The sequence below is a fragment of the Streptomyces sp. SD15 genome (assembly GCF_054462255.1).
Map to the genome: position 1 here is coordinate 24,725 of NZ_JBTLMO010000025.1, position 14,848 is coordinate 39,572.

Sequence of the window (14,848 nt, forward strand, 5' to 3'; positions counted from 1 at the left end):
CCGGACCCCACAGGCTATCGGGCGTGCCGGTACGTCAACAGGGCGTAATCGGACGAGGGATTGGGCGTTGATCAGCTCTTTGCGGGAGGCCGGTACACCTCAGCCCAGACCGTCTCTTCCGGGGCGTTGCGGCGCGGTGTGACCCCCCAGGCATCGGCGAGGTCCGCGACCAGCAGCAGGCCCCGACCTGACTCGGCGTCGTGCGGGGAGGGTTCGGGGAGCCGCTCGGTGCGGGTGTCGGACACTTCGAGGCGCAGGGTTGCAGTGGTGGCGGTCGGCCGGACCTCGAAGGTGGCTTCGGGACACGCGGTAGCCGGGCAAGTGCCCAGCTCGTCCCCGGGACACGGGATTCCGCGACCCGGTCATGCGCGACGTTCTTCAAAGCCCTTGGGGAAACAACCAACCCCACCAAACCCGGCCCGGCAGCCGTGAGTTGGGGTGCCACTCGTTCGGGTGACGGGAGCGTCAGACGGTGGGGCGGGTGGGGTACGGTCGCCGCACATAACCGCATACAGAGAACGGCCCCCGGCGGGACTGCAATCCCGACGAGGGCCTGACCAACCAGGAAGAATCGAGCTTCCCGATGGCTGACCCGCAGTCTAACGCGGCCCTGCCCGCACACCCGTTGCCCGCGCCCCCGGCGCTCCCTCCGGACGCGCCCCGCGCCGGTGTCCTTCACGTGCGCCACCGCCACACCGAGCGCTACACCGTCGTCGGCAACCATCTCGCCCAGCACCCCCGCCTCTCCGCCACGGCGATCGGTATCGGCGTCTACATCCAGTCCCTCCCCGATGGCGCTCCGGTGACCATCAAGGCGTTGACCGCGCGCTTCTCGGAGGGGGAGGTGACGATCGGCAGAGCGCTGCGGGAGCTGGAAGCGGCCGGATACCTTGTCCGTCGCCGGGTGCCGCTCGGGGGTGGCCGTATTGCTACTCGTACGTTCTTTCTCGATCATCCGGGGGCTGTACGGGCCTCCGTGCGCGGGAGTGGATCGCGGGGCGCCGCCTCTATCTCCATCTCCGTGACCCCCGCGGCCGGGAGGGCGCGTGAGTCCGACGCCGCATCTGTGCCCGTACCCGTTCCTTCGCTCGAGCCCATGTCGGTGGCCGGGTCCGGATCGGTGGAGGTCCCGCGGTCCGCTTCGGCGCCAACTCCCGTACGTACGCGATCTGCTGACGCGGAACCCGTTACGGTGCCCACCGGTCCGGCGGCCGACCTGCTGGTCCGTCTGCGCCTCGCCGATTCCCGGCTGCTGCTGTCCACGCGGGACGTTCAGCGGCTCGTGCCCGCCGTCGAGAACTGGCTCGCCCGCTCCGCCACGCCGGAACAGATCACGCGGACCCTCACCGCGAGCCTTCCGTCCCTGGCCGTACCCATCCACCACCCCGCCCGCCTTCTCGAATACCGTCTGACCACACTCCTGCCGCCCCCACTGCCGACAGCGCCACCGCGTACGGCGACGGTGACGCCCCCGCTCCGGCCTGCGCCGCTGGCCACCTGTGAGGGGTGCGAGCGCGCCTTCCGTACGCACGATCCGCATGCCCTCTGCCGTGACTGCCGTGCCGACGCTGCCCACTCGGTGGCTTGAGCCGACGTCGACAGGTCCAGGCCACCCCATACGTGACAGCCTTTAGGTTTGCGCCAGTTCCTTGCTGCCGGGGACTCCGTGTATCGCGGGCGTATCGAAAATCGGATACGCCACCGCAACGGCCCTCCGTCTCCAATGGGGGCATGAGCCGCAACGCATCCCTGTCAGCACCGTCCCGCCGCGCGCGCAGGATCGTGCTCCTCGGCCTGGCGATCCTCGGCCTGTCGAGCGCCGCGTTCGTCGTGCGGGGGCCGCTCATGATGTCCGCTCCGATGTGCATGGCCGGGCGGTGGCACGGCTGCTTCGACACGTTCAACGGTGTGGTGCTCATGACGTTGGTCGCGCTGCCGTTGGCCGCGCTGGTGGTGTGGGTTCTGGCGCGCTGTCGGCGTGCCGCCGGCGGCACATCGGCGTGGCGGATGTCGCTGGCCGAGGTGGGCATGGTCCACGGGACGGTGCCGTTCGTATGGATGACCATGATGCCGGGCGGCGGGGCCGGTGTCGTCCCCGCCCGGGTGAGCCTCGTACCCCTGCGGGACCTGGTCACCATGGGGCCGCTCGGGATCGTCGGCAACCTGCTGGTCTTCGCGGCGTTGGGGTTCTTCGCCCCGATGCGGTTCGCGGCGCTGGCGTCCGTGCCGCGGATCCTGGCGCTCGGGGCGGGCTGCTCGGTCCTGGTCGAAACCGCACAGTACGTCCTGCGACTTGACCGGGTGTCCTCCGTGGACGACGTACTGGTCAACGCCGTCGGCGCCGTGCTGGCCGCGCTGGCGTCGCGCCGCTGGTGGCGCACTACGGCGGAAGCGCCGTCGGGGCGGCCTCGCCCCGCGCCGGCACCGGCAGGCTGAGTCACGTGTCCGGTGTGCACACGTCTTCGGATACGTCGGCGATATGCCGTGCTGCTTAGGCTGCAGGCATGCGCGTACTGATCGTGGAGGACGAGCCCTACCTGGCCGAAGCCGTCCGTGACGGTCTGCGGCTGGAGGCGATCGCCGCCGACATCGCCGGCGACGGCGACTCGGCCCTGGAACTGCTCAGCGTCAACTCCTACGACCTGGCGGTCCTCGACCGCGACATCCCCGGCCCGTCCGGCGACGAGGTCGCCCGGCGCATCGTCGCCTCCGGCAGCGGCATCCCGATCCTCATGCTCACCGCTGCCGACCGGATCGACGACAAGGCTTCCGGGTTCGGACTCGGCGCCGACGACTACCTCACCAAACCGTTCGAGCTGCGGGAGCTCGTCCTGCGGCTGAGGGCGCTCGACCGCAGACGCGCGTACGCCCGGCCCCCGGTCCGCGAGATCGCGGGCCTGCGGCTCGACCCCTTCCGCCGGGAGGTCTTCCGCGACGGACGCTACGTCGCGCTGACCCGTAAGCAGTTCGCCGTCCTTGAAGTCCTCGTCGCCGCCGAGGGCGGGGTCGTCAGCGCCGAAGAGCTCCTGGAACGGGCCTGGGACGAGAACGCCGACCCCCTCACCAACGCCGTCCGCATCACCGTCTCCGCACTGCGCAAACGGCTCGGCGAACCATGGATCATCGCCACGGTGCCGGGTGTCGGCTACCGCATCGACACCAACCCTGACACCACCGGCCCCGGCAGTACACATGCATAGACGCCCAGGGCTCAGCGTCCGACTGAAACTCACCCTCAGCTACGCCGGGTTCCTCGCCGTCGCCGGTGCTCTTCTGCTGGCCGTGGTGTGGGTGTTCCTGCTGCGCTACGTACCCGACAACTCCCAGGGCCTGCTCGGGGTCTCGCCCAACCGCTACCTCCTTGTGCACACCTTCGCCCCCGCCGCGGCCGTGGCGATGGTCTTCCTGCTCGTGTTCGGCCTCGTCGGGGGATGGATCCTCGCCGGCCGGATGCTCGCACCCCTCACACAGATCACGGATGCGGCACGGATGGCCGGGAACGGGTCGCTGTCCCACCGGATCCGCATCAGGGGCCGCCGGGACGAATTCCGTGAACTCTCCGACGTATTCGACTCGATGCTCGAACAACTCGAGTCCCATGTCGCCGAGCAGCAGAGGTTCGCCGCGAATGCCTCCCACGAACTGCGCACCCCGCTGGCGATCTCGCGGACGCTCCTCGACGTCGCCCGCAAGGACCCCACGCGGGACCGGGGCGAACTCATCGAACGCCTGCACGCTGTCAATACGCGGGCGATCGACCTCACCGAGGCCCTCCTGCTGCTCAGCCGCGGCGACCGCGGAGATTTCACCCACGAGAGCGTCGACCTCTCCCTCCTCGCCGAGGAAGCCGCCGAAACGCTGCTTCCCCTCGCCGAACAGCGCCGGATCACGCTCGACGTCACCGGCGGGGCGGCCCGGACCAGCGGCTCCGCGGAGCTCCTGCTGCGGATGGTGACGAACCTCGTCCAGAACGCCATCGTCCACAACCTCCCCGCCGACGGCACCGTGACGGTCCACACCGAGGCGCACGGCGACACGAGCGTGCTGCGGGTCGAGAACACGGGCCGTCGGCTCCCACCGGAACTGGTACCGACCCTCACCGAACCCTTCCGGCGCGGAACGGAACGCGTACGCACCGACGAGCACGCCGGCGTCGGCCTCGGCCTGGCCATCGTGCACAGCATCGTCCGCGCCCACGACGGGACCCTCGACCTCGTCCCCCGCCCCGCCGGCGGTCTCGTCGTCACGGTCCGGCTTCCCGGCACGCCGTAGGCATCGTCCCCGAGCGGGGCCCACGCCCCGGCGGGTTTCTGGCGTATCCGGGAACCCTGTACACGCAGAGCACGCGTACGGAACCGCGCTGTGAGTGCGCCGGGGGCACGGCGAGCAGCTAGCCGTTGGAATTGCATGGCTCCGTAGCGCGCGGGACGCTGGTCATGTCAGCCCTGCCGCGTCCGCTTGCGCTTCGGGTCGGGAACGGTGCCTGGGCGCCGGCACACAACCGACCATCGGCGGCCCGGACCCCGGACCCCGGACCCTGGGAGATGAACCTGCCCCCCATCCGACCGTTCAGCAGCCGAGCGGCACATTCGGACCCCCGGGGAACATCGGGTCGAGACGACCTGGTGATGACCCCGATGGGAGACTCGCGATCGAGGTTGCAGCCGGAGAACGCCCAAGCCGGGCGGGGCGAGGGCCGGGTGGGATGAGGTCCGCGCCTCCCATCAGGAGATCGTCATGGACAGCGCAACTCTGGAAGCGATGCAGACCACGCTGCGCGGACCGGTCATAGGTCCGCAGGACGCCGAATACTCCCAGGCCCGCAAGGTCTACAACGCCATGATCGACAAGCGTCCCGCCGCCATCGTGCGGTGCGCGGACGCCGCGGATGTCATGGAGGCGGTGACCTTCATCCGCGACAACGGCCTGGAACTCACCGTCCGGGGTGGCGGACACAGCGGTCCCGGCCTCTGTCTGGTGGACGACGGCGTCACCGTCGACCTGTCGTCGATGCGCTGGGTGCGTGTCGACGCCGCCGCGAGGACCGCTCAGGTCGGCGGTGGTAGCCGGCTCGGCGACCTCGACCACGCCACCCACGGCTTCGGGCTCGCCACACCCACCGGCATCATTTCGATGACCGGCGTCGGGGGCCTGACCCTCGGCGGCGGCCACGGCTACCTCACCCGCAAGTACGGCCTGACGGTGGACAACCTGCTGGCTGCGGACGTGGTGCTGGCCGACGGCAGCTTCGTCACCGCAAGCAAGATCGAGCACCCGGACCTGTTCTGGGCCCTGCGCGGTGGCGGCGGTAACTTCGGCATCGTGACCTCCTTCACCTACCGGCTCCACCCGGTAGGCACGGTCGGGGTCGCGATCACCGTGTGGCCGGTCGATCGCACCCGCGAGGTGCTGGCGTGGTACCGCGACTTCCTCCCGCAGGCGCCCGAGGACGTGTACGGCTTCTTCTCGCTCTTCACCGTCCCGCCCGCCCCGCCGTTCCCCGAAGAACTCCACGGGCAGAAGGTGTGCGGCGTCGTGGGGTGTTACACGGGTGATCCGGGCCGCTTCGAAGAGGCATTCACGTCAGTGCGGGAGCCCGGACCGCCGGCCTTCCACTTCACGGCACCGATGCCCTATCCCGCGTTGCAGAGCATGCTCGACGACTTGATCCCCACCGGGTACCAGTGGTACTGGCGCGGCGACTTCTTCGACCGTATCCCGGACGCCGCCCTGGACGTGCACCTCAAGTACGGCGAGAACATCCCCACCCCGCTGTCGCTGATGCACCTCTACCCGGTCGACGCGGCCGCCCATCGGGTGGACCAGGACGACACCGCGTGGAGCTACCGGGATGCCGTCTGGTCCGGTGTCTTCGCCGGTGTCGACCCCGACCCGGCAAACGCCGAGACCATCAAGCAGTGGTGTGTCGACTACTGGGAGGAGATGCACCCGTACTCCATGGGCGGCTCGTACGTGAACTTCATGGGGCAGGGCGAGGGCCAGGAGCGGGTCCGGGCCACTTACCGCGACCACTACGACCGGCTCGCACAGGTCAAGTGGACGTACGACCCGGACAACTTCTTCCATGCCAACCAGAACATCAAGCCAGTTCAGCAGCCATGACCGGTGAACCGCCCGGCGCACCGACGCGGTGAGCCGCATCCCCACAGCCCCGGAATCGGCGGCGGCGTCGATGTCAGTGGTGACCGCTAGCTTGGAGTCACTGGAGATCGGCCGTACTGGCCGACCGGGGCCTTTGGGGAGGGGTGTGCTGTGTCCGCTGCGCAGGCACAACAGTCGGGGAACACGACGTATCTGGAGCTGTCCCAGGAGGACGGCGGTGCCCACAAGTTCTACGAGGTGACCGTCGCGGGGACGACCGTCGCCGTGCGGTACGGGCGGATCGGCGTGGACGGGCAGCGCCAGATCTCCACCTTTCCGACCGTCGAGAAGGCGAAGGCAGCGGCGGCGAAGAAGATCGCCGAGAAGGTACGGAAGGGGTACGCGCCGGCCGTTCAGGGGCAGCGCGCGGCCCGCCCCGTGACGCGCCGTCAGGTGACGTCCGCCCCGTCCACGGCGCGGGCGACGGCCCCGGTGCTGTGGCGGTTCCGTACCGGCGCTTCGGCGTTCGGCATCCATGTGGACGAGGACCGCTGCTGGGTCGGCAACCAGCACGGCGACGTCTACAACCTGAGCCATGCCGGCGAGGTGCTGGCTCACTACTCGCTGCCCGACGGTGTGAAGTGCCTGGTGGCGGACGACTTCTGGATCTACGCGGGATGCGACGACGGCCGGGTGTACGACCTCTCCTCGAAGGTGCCGTTCGCGGCCTACGAGATAGCGGCCGAGGTGGACATCTTCTGGCTGGACATCCACGCGGGCGTGCTGAGCGTCTCCGACCGCAACGGCGGGCTGACGGTCATCGACCATGAGGACGAGCTCCAGTGGTCGCGCAACTCGTCCGGGGACAACGCATGGATGGTGCGGGCCGACGACCACGCCGTGTACCACGGGCACAGCCGCGGTGTGACGGCCTACGCGGCGGACGGCGCCGGCCAGCTCTGGCACACCGCGACCAGCGGCAATGTGCTCTTCGGGTGGCAGGAGGAGAACGCGGTCTACGCCGGGACGGGGCGGCGGGTCGTCCAGCGGCTCGCCAAGTCCACCGGGCGGATCGAGGCCTCCTACCAGTGCGACGCCGCCGTGTACTCGTGCGCCACATCCCCCGGCGGCCGGTACGTCTTCGCGGGCGACTCCTCTTCCTCCGTCTACTGCTTCACAGCCGACGGCACCCGGCTGTGGAAGCTCGGCACCGGCGGCGGCTCGGCGCTCTCCATGCAGTACCACGACGAGCGGCTGTACATCGTCTCCACGGACGGCTCGCTCGCCTGCATCGACGCGACCGAGGCCGCGATCAACGCCGCCCAGTCGGGCACCGTCCCGGTGGCCGCGGACATCAAACTGGCGGCTGCCCTGCCGACGTACGCACCGCTGACCACCGCCGCCTCCGTCGCCACGGTCAGCGCTGTCCCCGCAGCGGGGAACGGGGTGGTCGTGGAGTGCATTCAAGAAGGAGGACGCGTGCGGGTGCATGTGGTCTCCGACGGCTATGAGCCGAGCTGGAACGTCCAGTTCCCGCGTGCGATACGCCAGCCCGGCGCCCGCTATGTGGTGGACGCGCTGCACTCCTCCTCGGGTGGCTTCTATCGAGTGCGCGGAGAGATCAGGCGCCTGGTGTGACCTGCGGTGTGCAGCCTGACATGGTCGACTTCTTCCACCGCGAGCAGGCGGCAGCGGGCGGCGTGGCCGCCGGTCAGCTCATGTCCTGCCGCGTGGGATCTGAAGCAGTCCGCAGGTGTGGGTCGGCTTGCGAGGAGGCAGTGATGGGCCGGCCGTAGTGCCGGGTGCGTACGCAGAAGATGAGCAGGGCCAGGAGGCTGGTGGCTACGAACCAGGGCAGAGCCAGGGCCGCGCAGGTGAAGGAGTCCGCGTGGGTGAGGGAGGCAGCCAGGGCCGCCTGCGTGGGGCCGTACAGCGGCAAGGCGCTCCGCCAGGCCTGGTCTCCGGCCGGGTTCGAGACCGGGCTTTGCATGCCGACATCGATCAGCGTGGCCATCACCACGACGAAGAAGCCCTCCAGCTGGCCACGCAGCAGGTAGCCGGCCATGAGGCCCAGCCCTCCGTAGGCCAGGATCGCTGCCGTCAGAGCGGCGGCGACTGCCGCAGGCTGAGTCAGCGGCCACGACAGCCACAGCAGGCCGGTGGTGTAGCAGGTGAGCAGGGTCGTGATGACGAGGAGGGCACCGATCCTGGCGGCCAGCAACTGCAGCCGGGGGTAGCCGGCCAGTACCAGGCGCAGGTCCATTTCCCGGGCGCTGAAGGTGGCCATGAACATCATGAAACCGGCGATCACCGTGACGGCGTGCAGGGCGCTGGAGACCTGGATGGTACGGCTCATCGACGCGGTCACCTCGATGCCCAGTGCGCTGCTGAACGTGATGTCCGTGTCCAGAGCGGTTGCACGGACCAGGTAGATCCAGGTCGGGATGAAGAAGGCGATCATGCTCATCGCAAGGCGGTTGCGCAGGTGACCGGTCAGCGTGAAACCGAGCGCCACCGTGAACGCCGTCCACTGGTGTCTCATCGTGACGTTCCCGCCTGGTACAGGCGGCCGTCGCGCAGAAGGTGGACGGTGTCGAAGTGCTGCAGCTCGTGCAGCAGGTGCGAAACCACCACCACCGAACGCCCGCGGCCGCGCAACCGGTCCGCCAGCTGCCAAAAGCGCTGGTGCGTGTCCCAGTCGAATCCCTGGTAGGGCTCGTCGAGCACCAGCAGCGGCGGATCATGCATCAGTGCCAAGGTCAGGTTGAGCTTCTGCCGGGTACCGCCACTGAGCTCTCCCGCCCGGGTACGCCGCTCAGCGCCGAAGCCGAGCAGGTCCACCAGCTCCCAGGCATCGTCCAACCTCGGCAGCCGGTAGGCGACCTGGAACAGCCGCAAATGCTGGGCGACCGTGAGCGTGTCATTGACCACCGCCTGCTGCGGGCAGTACCCCAGCGCGCTGAAACGCCGCACGGTGCCGCGGTCCGGCATGAGCTGTCCCACCGCGATACGCAACAGCGTGCTCTTGCCCGAGCCGTTCTCGCCCACCACCCCCGCGAGCATGCCGACCGACACAGTGAAATCCGCGCCGCGCAGCACCGCTCGTCTGCCGTACGCCTTATGCACGGCCCTCATGTCCAGCCGCATGTCTGGTGCCATGTCGTTCAGTCCCTCGCCGCCTACTGCACAATCAAGGTTCGCTCAGGCCGACGGGAGCGGCCAGCGCACAGACCCGCCTGATCCGCTCCTGTGGCTGCGAGGTGCTGGTTCCTGTACGCCCCGGCTTGCGCCCTGGTCTCGGCGGACCGCATACGGACCGCATACGGACCGCATACGGCCCGGTACGGCGGAGCATCTCGCCGCGCTTCCGGGTGTCACGGTTCTCGACCTGGACCTGCCCGCCGCGCTCGCCGTGGCCCGCGAGACCTCCTGGGCCCCCGCGCATACGCGATACGCCGCCGAGCCCACGGCGGAGCGGCCGAGCGGCGCTGTCGTCGCCACCACCGCGCCCGAAGCCTGGAAGGGGCAGCCCGTACGGGTCATCGACCTCAGTCCTTGAGCCCTTCGGGGGCCACGGCGTGTCATGAGCCGGCATTCAGCGACGATGGAGCGCGTCCAGCGCCTCGTCCAATGTCGTCGCCGCCATGATGAGGGACAGGTGGGTGAAGGCCTGGGGGAAGTTGCCGAGTTGTTCGCCGCTGGGGCCGATTTCCTCGGCGAAGAGGCCGACGTGGTTGGCGTAGGTCTGCATTTTTTCGAAGGTGTAGCGAGCCTGGGGGAGTCGGCCTGCGCGGGTGAGGGCGTCGACGTACAGGAAGGTGCAGAGGCTGAAGGTTCCTTCGGAGCCGCGCAGGCCGTCGGGGGAGGCCTTGGGGTCGTAGCGGTAGACGAGGCTGTCGGAGACGAGGACGCGGTCCATGGCGTCCAGGGTGCTGAGCCAGGCGGGGCTGCGGGGGGCCAGGAATCCGACGCGGGGGGCGAGCAGCAGGGAGGCGTCCAGGACGTCGCCGTCGTAGTGCTGGACGAGGGCCTGTTCCTTCTCGTTCCAGCCGCGTTCCATGACCTGTTCGAGGATGGTGTCCCGGGCCCGGGTCCAGCGCGCGGTGTCGGCCGGTCGGCTGAACTCGGCTGCCAGCTTCAAGCCGTGGTCGAACGCGGCCCAGCACATGACCCGGCTGTAGGTGAAGTCCTTGCGGCCGCCCCGGGTCTCCCAGATGCCCTCGTCGGGCCGGTCCCAGGAGTCGGCGAGCCAGTCCAGGGTGCGGGCCAGGCCCTTCCACCCGTGGTAGCCCGCCTGTTCGCCGACCTCGCGGCTCTCGGCCAGGGCGTAGAGGGCCTCGCCGTAGATGTCGAGCTGCAGTTGGTCGGTGGCGGCGTTGCCGGCCCGGACCGGGTAGGAGCCGCGGTAGCCCTCGAAGTGTTCCAGGATCTCCTCGGTCAGATGGGGGTCGCCGTCGACCCGGTACATGATCTGGAGGGGTTCGTCGTCCGGTCCTTCACAGTCGTGCAGGCGGTCGCTGAGCCAGTGGGTGAAGCGGGTCGCCTCCTCGACGAAGCCGAGGTCGAGCAGTGCCCGTACCGACAGGGAGCCGTCCCGCACCCAGGTGTACCGGTAGTCCCAGTTGCGCTCGCCACCGACCTGCTCGGGCAGTCCCATGGTGGCGGCGGCGACCGGAGCGCCGGTGGGGGCGTAGGTGAGGAGCTTGAGGGTGATCGCGGAGCGGTGCACCGTCTCCGTCCAGCGGCCGCGGTAGCGCGAGGTGCGCACCCACAACTGCCAGAAGTCGATGTTCGCCCAGAGCTCTTCGGTGACTCGTTCGGTGGTGGGTGGCGGTGGCGCCTTCCCGTCCGGGGCGCACACGGTGAACACCACGGCCGCCGACTCTCCCTCGTTGAGGGTGATGGCGCCCCGGACGTCCTGCCCGTCGCGTTCCAGCGGGATGGCGCTCTGCAGGTAGGCGGTCGTCCCCGGGGCCCGGAACGTCGCCGTGTCGGGTGTCAGGTCGAGTTCGTGGGTGGCCCGCGCGTAGTCGAACCGCGGCCGGCATTCGAGGTCGAAGCGTACGGTGCCGCGCACCGAGCGTACGACGCGCACCAGGCGGTGCCGGTCGGTCGCCGTCAGGCCCGGGTGGACCGGCATGTGGTCGATGATCTCGCCGACTCCGTCAGGTGACATGAAGCGGGTCACCACGACGGCGGTGTCCGGGTAGTAGAGCTGCTTCCAGGTCCCTTCGGGCTGTTCGGGCGCTAGGAGGAAGTAGCCGCCGCCGTCGTGGTCGAGCAGGGAGGCGAAGATGCTGGGCGAGTCGAAGCGCGGTGCCGCGAACCAGTCGATCACGCCGTGGGACGACACCAGGGCCGCGGTCTGCAGGTCTCCGACGAGACCGTGGTCGGCGATGGGCGGATAGCGGTCCATGCTGGTTCTCCCGGTTCTCCTGGTTCTCCTGGTGCTGCTCGTTCTCCTGGTGCTGCTCGTTCTGCTGGTTCTGCTCTTGTCGGGGCTGGTCTCCTTGTGAGGCGTCGGGACCGGTCTCCTTGTCAGGCGTCCGGACCGGTCTTCCTGTCAGGCGTCCGGACCGGTCTCCCTGTCAGGCCGCTTCGGCCGTCACCCGCCCCGTACGGGCGGCCTCGACGAGTGCCCGGTGGTCCTTCTCGTTCTGGTCGGCGTAGAGCTCGGCGAACGTCACCAGCGCCCGGTCGAAGACGTCACCCTTGCCCAGGTACGCGGCGATGGCGATCCGGTCGCCCGACCTCGCGTGCGCGCGGGCCAGCGTGGCGCCGCACAGCTCACCGAAGGCCCGCATTCCGGTCGGCACCATCGTCTCGGGCTCGGCGATGCCCTTCCAGTCCCGCAACTGCCGTACGTAGAAGTCCCGTCGGCGGCCGTCGATACCGTCGATCCGCTCCCAGCCCAGGAAGATGTCGCTGGTGGCCTGCATGAGCCGTTGGCCGGAGACCACGCGTTCGCCCTGCGTCCGGTAGCCGCTCGCGCCGGCGTGGGGCGCCAGCACCGACTGGTCGGCCTCCTTGGCCTGCAAGAGCAGCGGATCCCTGTCGTCCCGGCCGAGCAGGAGCACGATCCAGCAGCGGGTGCCCACGCTGCCGACCCCGACCACCTTGCGGGCCACGTCGGCGAACCGGTACTGCTTCAGCAGGAACCGCCGGTCCGACTGCAGGGTCTGTCCGTAGCGTTCGATCATGCGGCGGATCTGCTTCTCCAGGGCGCCGCGTTCGACATCCCGAAGCAGATCCTGGAGTGGGGTGATCAGCGGTGGGTCCGGTGCGATGCGGACCGCTCCGTCGACGATGTGGGTGAGCTTGTCGAAGGCCTGGAGACTGTCCCGGGTATGTGCCTTCGCCACCGACTGCGTCCAGCGGCGGCGGGCCCGCGCGCTCACGTCCTCGACGAAGTGGGACCACACCCACTCCTCGTCGAACTGGGAGTACCACACGGCAAGATGGCCCATCCCGGCGAAACTCCGTATCCACTCGCGGTAGGACCGCACCGTCGCCTGCACGATGTCGGCCCGCTCCTTGGTGCTGAAGCCGTTCGCCCGGCCCGCGATGACGAAACTGGCGGACAGCCGCTTGACGTCCCACTCCCACGGGCCGGGCAGCGTCTCGTCGAAGTCGTTGATGTCGAACATCATGCGGCGCTCGGGCGAGGCCAGCAGCCGGAAGTTCAGCAGGTGCGCGTCGCCGCACAGCTGCGTTCTGATCCCGGACCGGGGGGTGTCGGCGAGATCCCCGGCCATGATGGCGGCGGCCCCCCGATAGAAGCGGAACGGTGACTCGGTCATCCTGCCGTAGCGGATCGGTACGAGCTCGGGCACCCGCGTCGCCGACTGCGCCTCGACGATGTCCACCGGGTCGGGCCGTTTCTCCGAGGGAGCGAACTCGGCGTGGCTGGAGCGGGGTACGGCCGACCGGGCGGCCTTGCCGAGTGCGGCGCGCTCCTGCGGCGTACGGTGCCGGGTGTCGTCGTCGGCCGGGTTGCTGGGGGTCATTGCAGTCGCTCCGCGATGTGGTCGCCGACGCGCAGGGCGTTGGCGATGGCGGTCAGCGAGGGATTGACTGCTCCGATGCTCGGAAAGAAGCTCGTGTCGACCACGTACAGGTTGTCGAGGTCATGGGCCTTGCAGTTGACGTCGAGGGCGGAATCGGCGGGGTCATGGCCGAAGCGGACCGTGCCCGCCTGATGGGCGGTGGCGCCGATGGGCATGCCCTTGTGCAGGTAGATGCTGTGCGACAGCAGATGGTGTTCGTGCATGCCCAAGTGGCCGAGCATGCCCTGCAGTTTGTGCCGCAGGCGTTTCAGCCCGGCGATGTTGTTCTTCTCGTCGAGGGCCAGGTGGATGCCGTCGTCCTGGTCCAGGGTGACCCGGTTGTCGGCTACGGGCAGGTCCTCTCCGCACAGCCAGAAGTCGACCGCGTGGTGGGCGAGTACCTCGAACGGCATGTCGGGAGTGACGGCCCCGGCCCAGCGGGGCGCCTCACCGTGGATCTGTGCGGAGTCGGACTTGCCGAGCATCTGGATGCCGCCGAGGGGATAGTCCCAGTCGTCGGATCCCAGATACCAGTCGTGCAGCGCCAGGGTCTTCTGGAAACTGGTGTCGTTCGGTTCCCTGGACACGGCCATCAGCGCCAGGTTGTTGTGCCGCATGTAGTGCCGGCCCACCACGTCCGAGCTGTTGGCCAGGCCCTGCGGATGCCGGTCATCGGCCGAACGCAGCAGCAGTACGGCGGAGTTGACGGCGCCGCAGGCGACGATGACGATGTCCGCGCTGAACTCCACGGTCGTACCGTCCGGATCCTCTCCCACCGTCGCGACGACCGAGGTGACGCTGCGGCCGGTCGCATCCGTCCGGAGTCGCCGCACGTCCGCATGGGTGACCATCTCGACGTTGGCGTGTTCGAGAGCCGGGTCGACGCAGATGACCTGCGCGTCGGACTTCGCGCCGACCAGGCAGGGGAAGCCGTCGACGCGGTCGCAGCGGATGCAGGCGCTGGTGTGTACGGGCCTGCCCCGGTCGTCCTGGGTGAGGTTCACCCCGATCGGGAGGTGGAAGGGGTGCAGCCCCTGCTTCTCCAGGTCGTGGCTGAGCTGCTGGATGCGCGGCTCGTGCTGGACCGGCGGGTAGGCGTACTGGGCGCTGGTGGGTCCCTCGGTCGGGTCCTCGCCGTGCCGGCCGTGGACGAGGTAGAGGTGTTCGGCCTGTGTGTAGTAGGGCTCGAGTTCCTCATAGCTCAGGGGCCAGGCGGGGGAGACGCCGTCGTGGTGGCGGAGTTCGCCGAAGTCCTCGGGGCGCATACGGAAGAGTGCGGCGCCGTAGAACTTGGTGTTGCCGCCCACGTAGTAATTGACCTCGGGCGGGAACTGGTTTCCGTGTTTGTCGAACCAGAACTCAGGAGCGCGGTACTTCCCTTTGACGAAGACCGCGGTGGAATCCCAGTTGTCGCGTTCGCGGGGGAGATATCCGCCGCGTTCGAGAAGGAGTATGCGTTTTCCCGTGGACGCCAGTCGGTGGGCGATCGTGCCACCCCCCGCACCGGTGCCAATGATGATGACGTCGTAGTGCTGCGCGTCGGTCATGCCGGCCACCGTCCTTGGAACACGGTCCGGTCCTGTCGGGTGAAGGGGAAATGAAGGGAAGCGAAGGGGAAATGAAGGGAAGCGAAGGGGAAAAGAAGGGAAGCGAAGGGGAATTGATGGGGGGGCATCAGCCCCGACCACCAACGTATCTCC

12 protein-coding genes and 1 pseudogene are annotated in these 14,848 nt (G+C 69.0%); 7 read left to right on the forward strand and 6 right to left on the reverse strand.

All coding sequences use genetic code 11. The annotated features are described in order from the left end of the window. Positions 1-71: 71 nt before the first annotated feature. A complete protein-coding gene (locus tag ACX28W_RS24185) occupies positions 72-245 on the reverse strand; it encodes an ATP-binding protein (protein ID WP_459001396.1) in 174 nt (57 codons plus the stop codon). Positions 246-583: 338 nt separating this feature from the next. Between ACX28W_RS24185 and ACX28W_RS24190 the strand changes: the two genes are divergently transcribed. The 6 genes from ACX28W_RS24190 to ACX28W_RS24215 all read left to right on the forward strand — a co-directional run bounded on the left by ACX28W_RS24190 (position 584) and on the right by ACX28W_RS24215 (position 7,740). Further along, positions 584-1,588, forward strand: a complete 1,005-nt coding sequence (locus ACX28W_RS24190; protein ID WP_459001397.1) for a hypothetical protein — start codon at positions 584-586, stop codon at positions 1,586-1,588. Positions 1,589-1,731: 143 nt separating this feature from the next. Further along, entirely contained in the window at positions 1,732-2,436 is a 705-nt protein-coding gene (locus ACX28W_RS24195; protein ID WP_459001399.1) for a VanZ family protein, read from the forward strand. A 68-nt stretch (positions 2,437-2,504) separates the two neighbouring features. Beyond that, positions 2,505-3,200, forward strand: a complete 696-nt coding sequence (locus tag ACX28W_RS24200; RefSeq protein WP_459001401.1) for a response regulator transcription factor — start codon at positions 2,505-2,507, stop codon at positions 3,198-3,200. Continuing rightward, positions 3,193-4,272, forward strand: a complete 1,080-nt coding sequence (locus ACX28W_RS24205) for a sensor histidine kinase (RefSeq protein ID WP_459001403.1) — start codon at positions 3,193-3,195, stop codon at positions 4,270-4,272. Before ACX28W_RS24200 ends, ACX28W_RS24205 begins: the two co-directional genes overlap by 8 nt. Before the next feature lie 465 nt (positions 4,273-4,737). Beyond that, the gene (locus tag ACX28W_RS24210) at positions 4,738-6,123 is read left to right on the forward strand and encodes an FAD-binding oxidoreductase (RefSeq protein WP_459001405.1); all 1,386 of its coding nucleotides are present in this window, start codon (positions 4,738-4,740) and stop codon (positions 6,121-6,123) included. A 150-nt stretch (positions 6,124-6,273) separates the two neighbouring features. Next, positions 6,274-7,740 (forward strand): WGR domain-containing protein, encoded by a 1,467-nt coding sequence (locus ACX28W_RS24215; protein WP_459001406.1) that lies wholly within the window; start codon positions 6,274-6,276, stop codon positions 7,738-7,740. A 73-nt stretch (positions 7,741-7,813) separates the two neighbouring features. On the opposite strand, the gene ACX28W_RS24220 is transcribed toward ACX28W_RS24215, so the two are convergent. Continuing rightward, a complete protein-coding gene (locus ACX28W_RS24220) occupies positions 7,814-8,644 on the reverse strand; it encodes a hypothetical protein (RefSeq protein WP_459001407.1) in 831 nt (276 codons plus the stop codon). Beyond that, on the reverse strand, positions 8,641-9,249 hold the full coding sequence (locus ACX28W_RS24225; protein ID WP_459001408.1) for an ATP-binding cassette domain-containing protein: 609 nt from the start codon (positions 9,247-9,249) through the stop codon (positions 8,641-8,643). The genes ACX28W_RS24220 and ACX28W_RS24225 overlap by 4 nt, the downstream gene beginning before the upstream one ends. 117 nt (positions 9,250-9,366) lie before the next feature. On the opposite strand from ACX28W_RS24225, the pseudogene ACX28W_RS24230 reads away from it, so the two are divergent. Continuing rightward, positions 9,367-9,661, forward strand: a pseudogene (locus ACX28W_RS24230) (PIN domain-containing protein); the annotation flags it as partial. A 36-nt stretch (positions 9,662-9,697) separates the two neighbouring features. Here ACX28W_RS24230 and ACX28W_RS24235 read toward each other — a convergent pair. From ACX28W_RS24235 to ACX28W_RS24245, 3 genes are all read right to left on the reverse strand, one after another. After that, positions 9,698-11,518: a glycoside hydrolase family 15 protein gene (locus tag ACX28W_RS24235; RefSeq protein ID WP_459001410.1), complete on the reverse strand. Its 1,821-nt coding sequence runs from the start codon at positions 11,516-11,518 to the stop codon at positions 9,698-9,700. A 172-nt stretch (positions 11,519-11,690) separates the two neighbouring features. Beyond that, complete coding sequence (locus ACX28W_RS24240) at positions 11,691-13,109, reverse strand: DUF2252 domain-containing protein (RefSeq protein WP_459001411.1); 1,419 nt, start codon at positions 13,107-13,109, stop codon at positions 11,691-11,693. After that, positions 13,106-14,695, reverse strand: a complete 1,590-nt coding sequence (locus ACX28W_RS24245) for a GMC oxidoreductase (protein WP_459001412.1) — start codon at positions 14,693-14,695, stop codon at positions 13,106-13,108. The genes ACX28W_RS24240 and ACX28W_RS24245 overlap by 4 nt, the downstream gene beginning before the upstream one ends. Positions 14,696-14,848 lie beyond the last annotated feature (153 nt).

What these genes read in the sequence shown, in the direction of transcription:
- ACX28W_RS24190 (WP_459001397.1), top strand. Translation starts at nt 584, where the DNA reads ATGGCTGACCCGCAGTCTAACGCGGCCCTGCCCGCACACCCGTTGCCC.
- ACX28W_RS24240 (WP_459001411.1), bottom strand. Translation starts at nt 13,109, where the DNA reads ATGACCCCCAGCAACCCGGCCGACGACGACACCCGGCACCGTACGCCG.
- ACX28W_RS24235 (WP_459001410.1), bottom strand. Translation starts at nt 11,518, where the DNA reads ATGGACCGCTATCCGCCCATCGCCGACCACGGTCTCGTCGGAGACCTG.
- ACX28W_RS24210 (WP_459001405.1), top strand. Translation starts at nt 4,738, where the DNA reads ATGGACAGCGCAACTCTGGAAGCGATGCAGACCACGCTGCGCGGACCG.
- ACX28W_RS24200 (WP_459001401.1), top strand. Translation starts at nt 2,505, where the DNA reads ATGCGCGTACTGATCGTGGAGGACGAGCCCTACCTGGCCGAAGCCGTC.
- ACX28W_RS24245 (WP_459001412.1), bottom strand. Translation starts at nt 14,695, where the DNA reads ATGACCGACGCGCAGCACTACGACGTCATCATCATTGGCACCGGTGCG.
- ACX28W_RS24225 (WP_459001408.1), bottom strand. Translation starts at nt 9,249, where the DNA reads ATGCGGCTGGACATGAGGGCCGTGCATAAGGCGTACGGCAGACGAGCG.
- ACX28W_RS24205 (WP_459001403.1), top strand. Translation starts at nt 3,193, where the DNA reads ATGCATAGACGCCCAGGGCTCAGCGTCCGACTGAAACTCACCCTCAGC.
- ACX28W_RS24220 (WP_459001407.1), bottom strand. Translation starts at nt 8,644, where the DNA reads ATGAGACACCAGTGGACGGCGTTCACGGTGGCGCTCGGTTTCACGCTG.
- ACX28W_RS24195 (WP_459001399.1), top strand. Translation starts at nt 1,732, where the DNA reads ATGAGCCGCAACGCATCCCTGTCAGCACCGTCCCGCCGCGCGCGCAGG.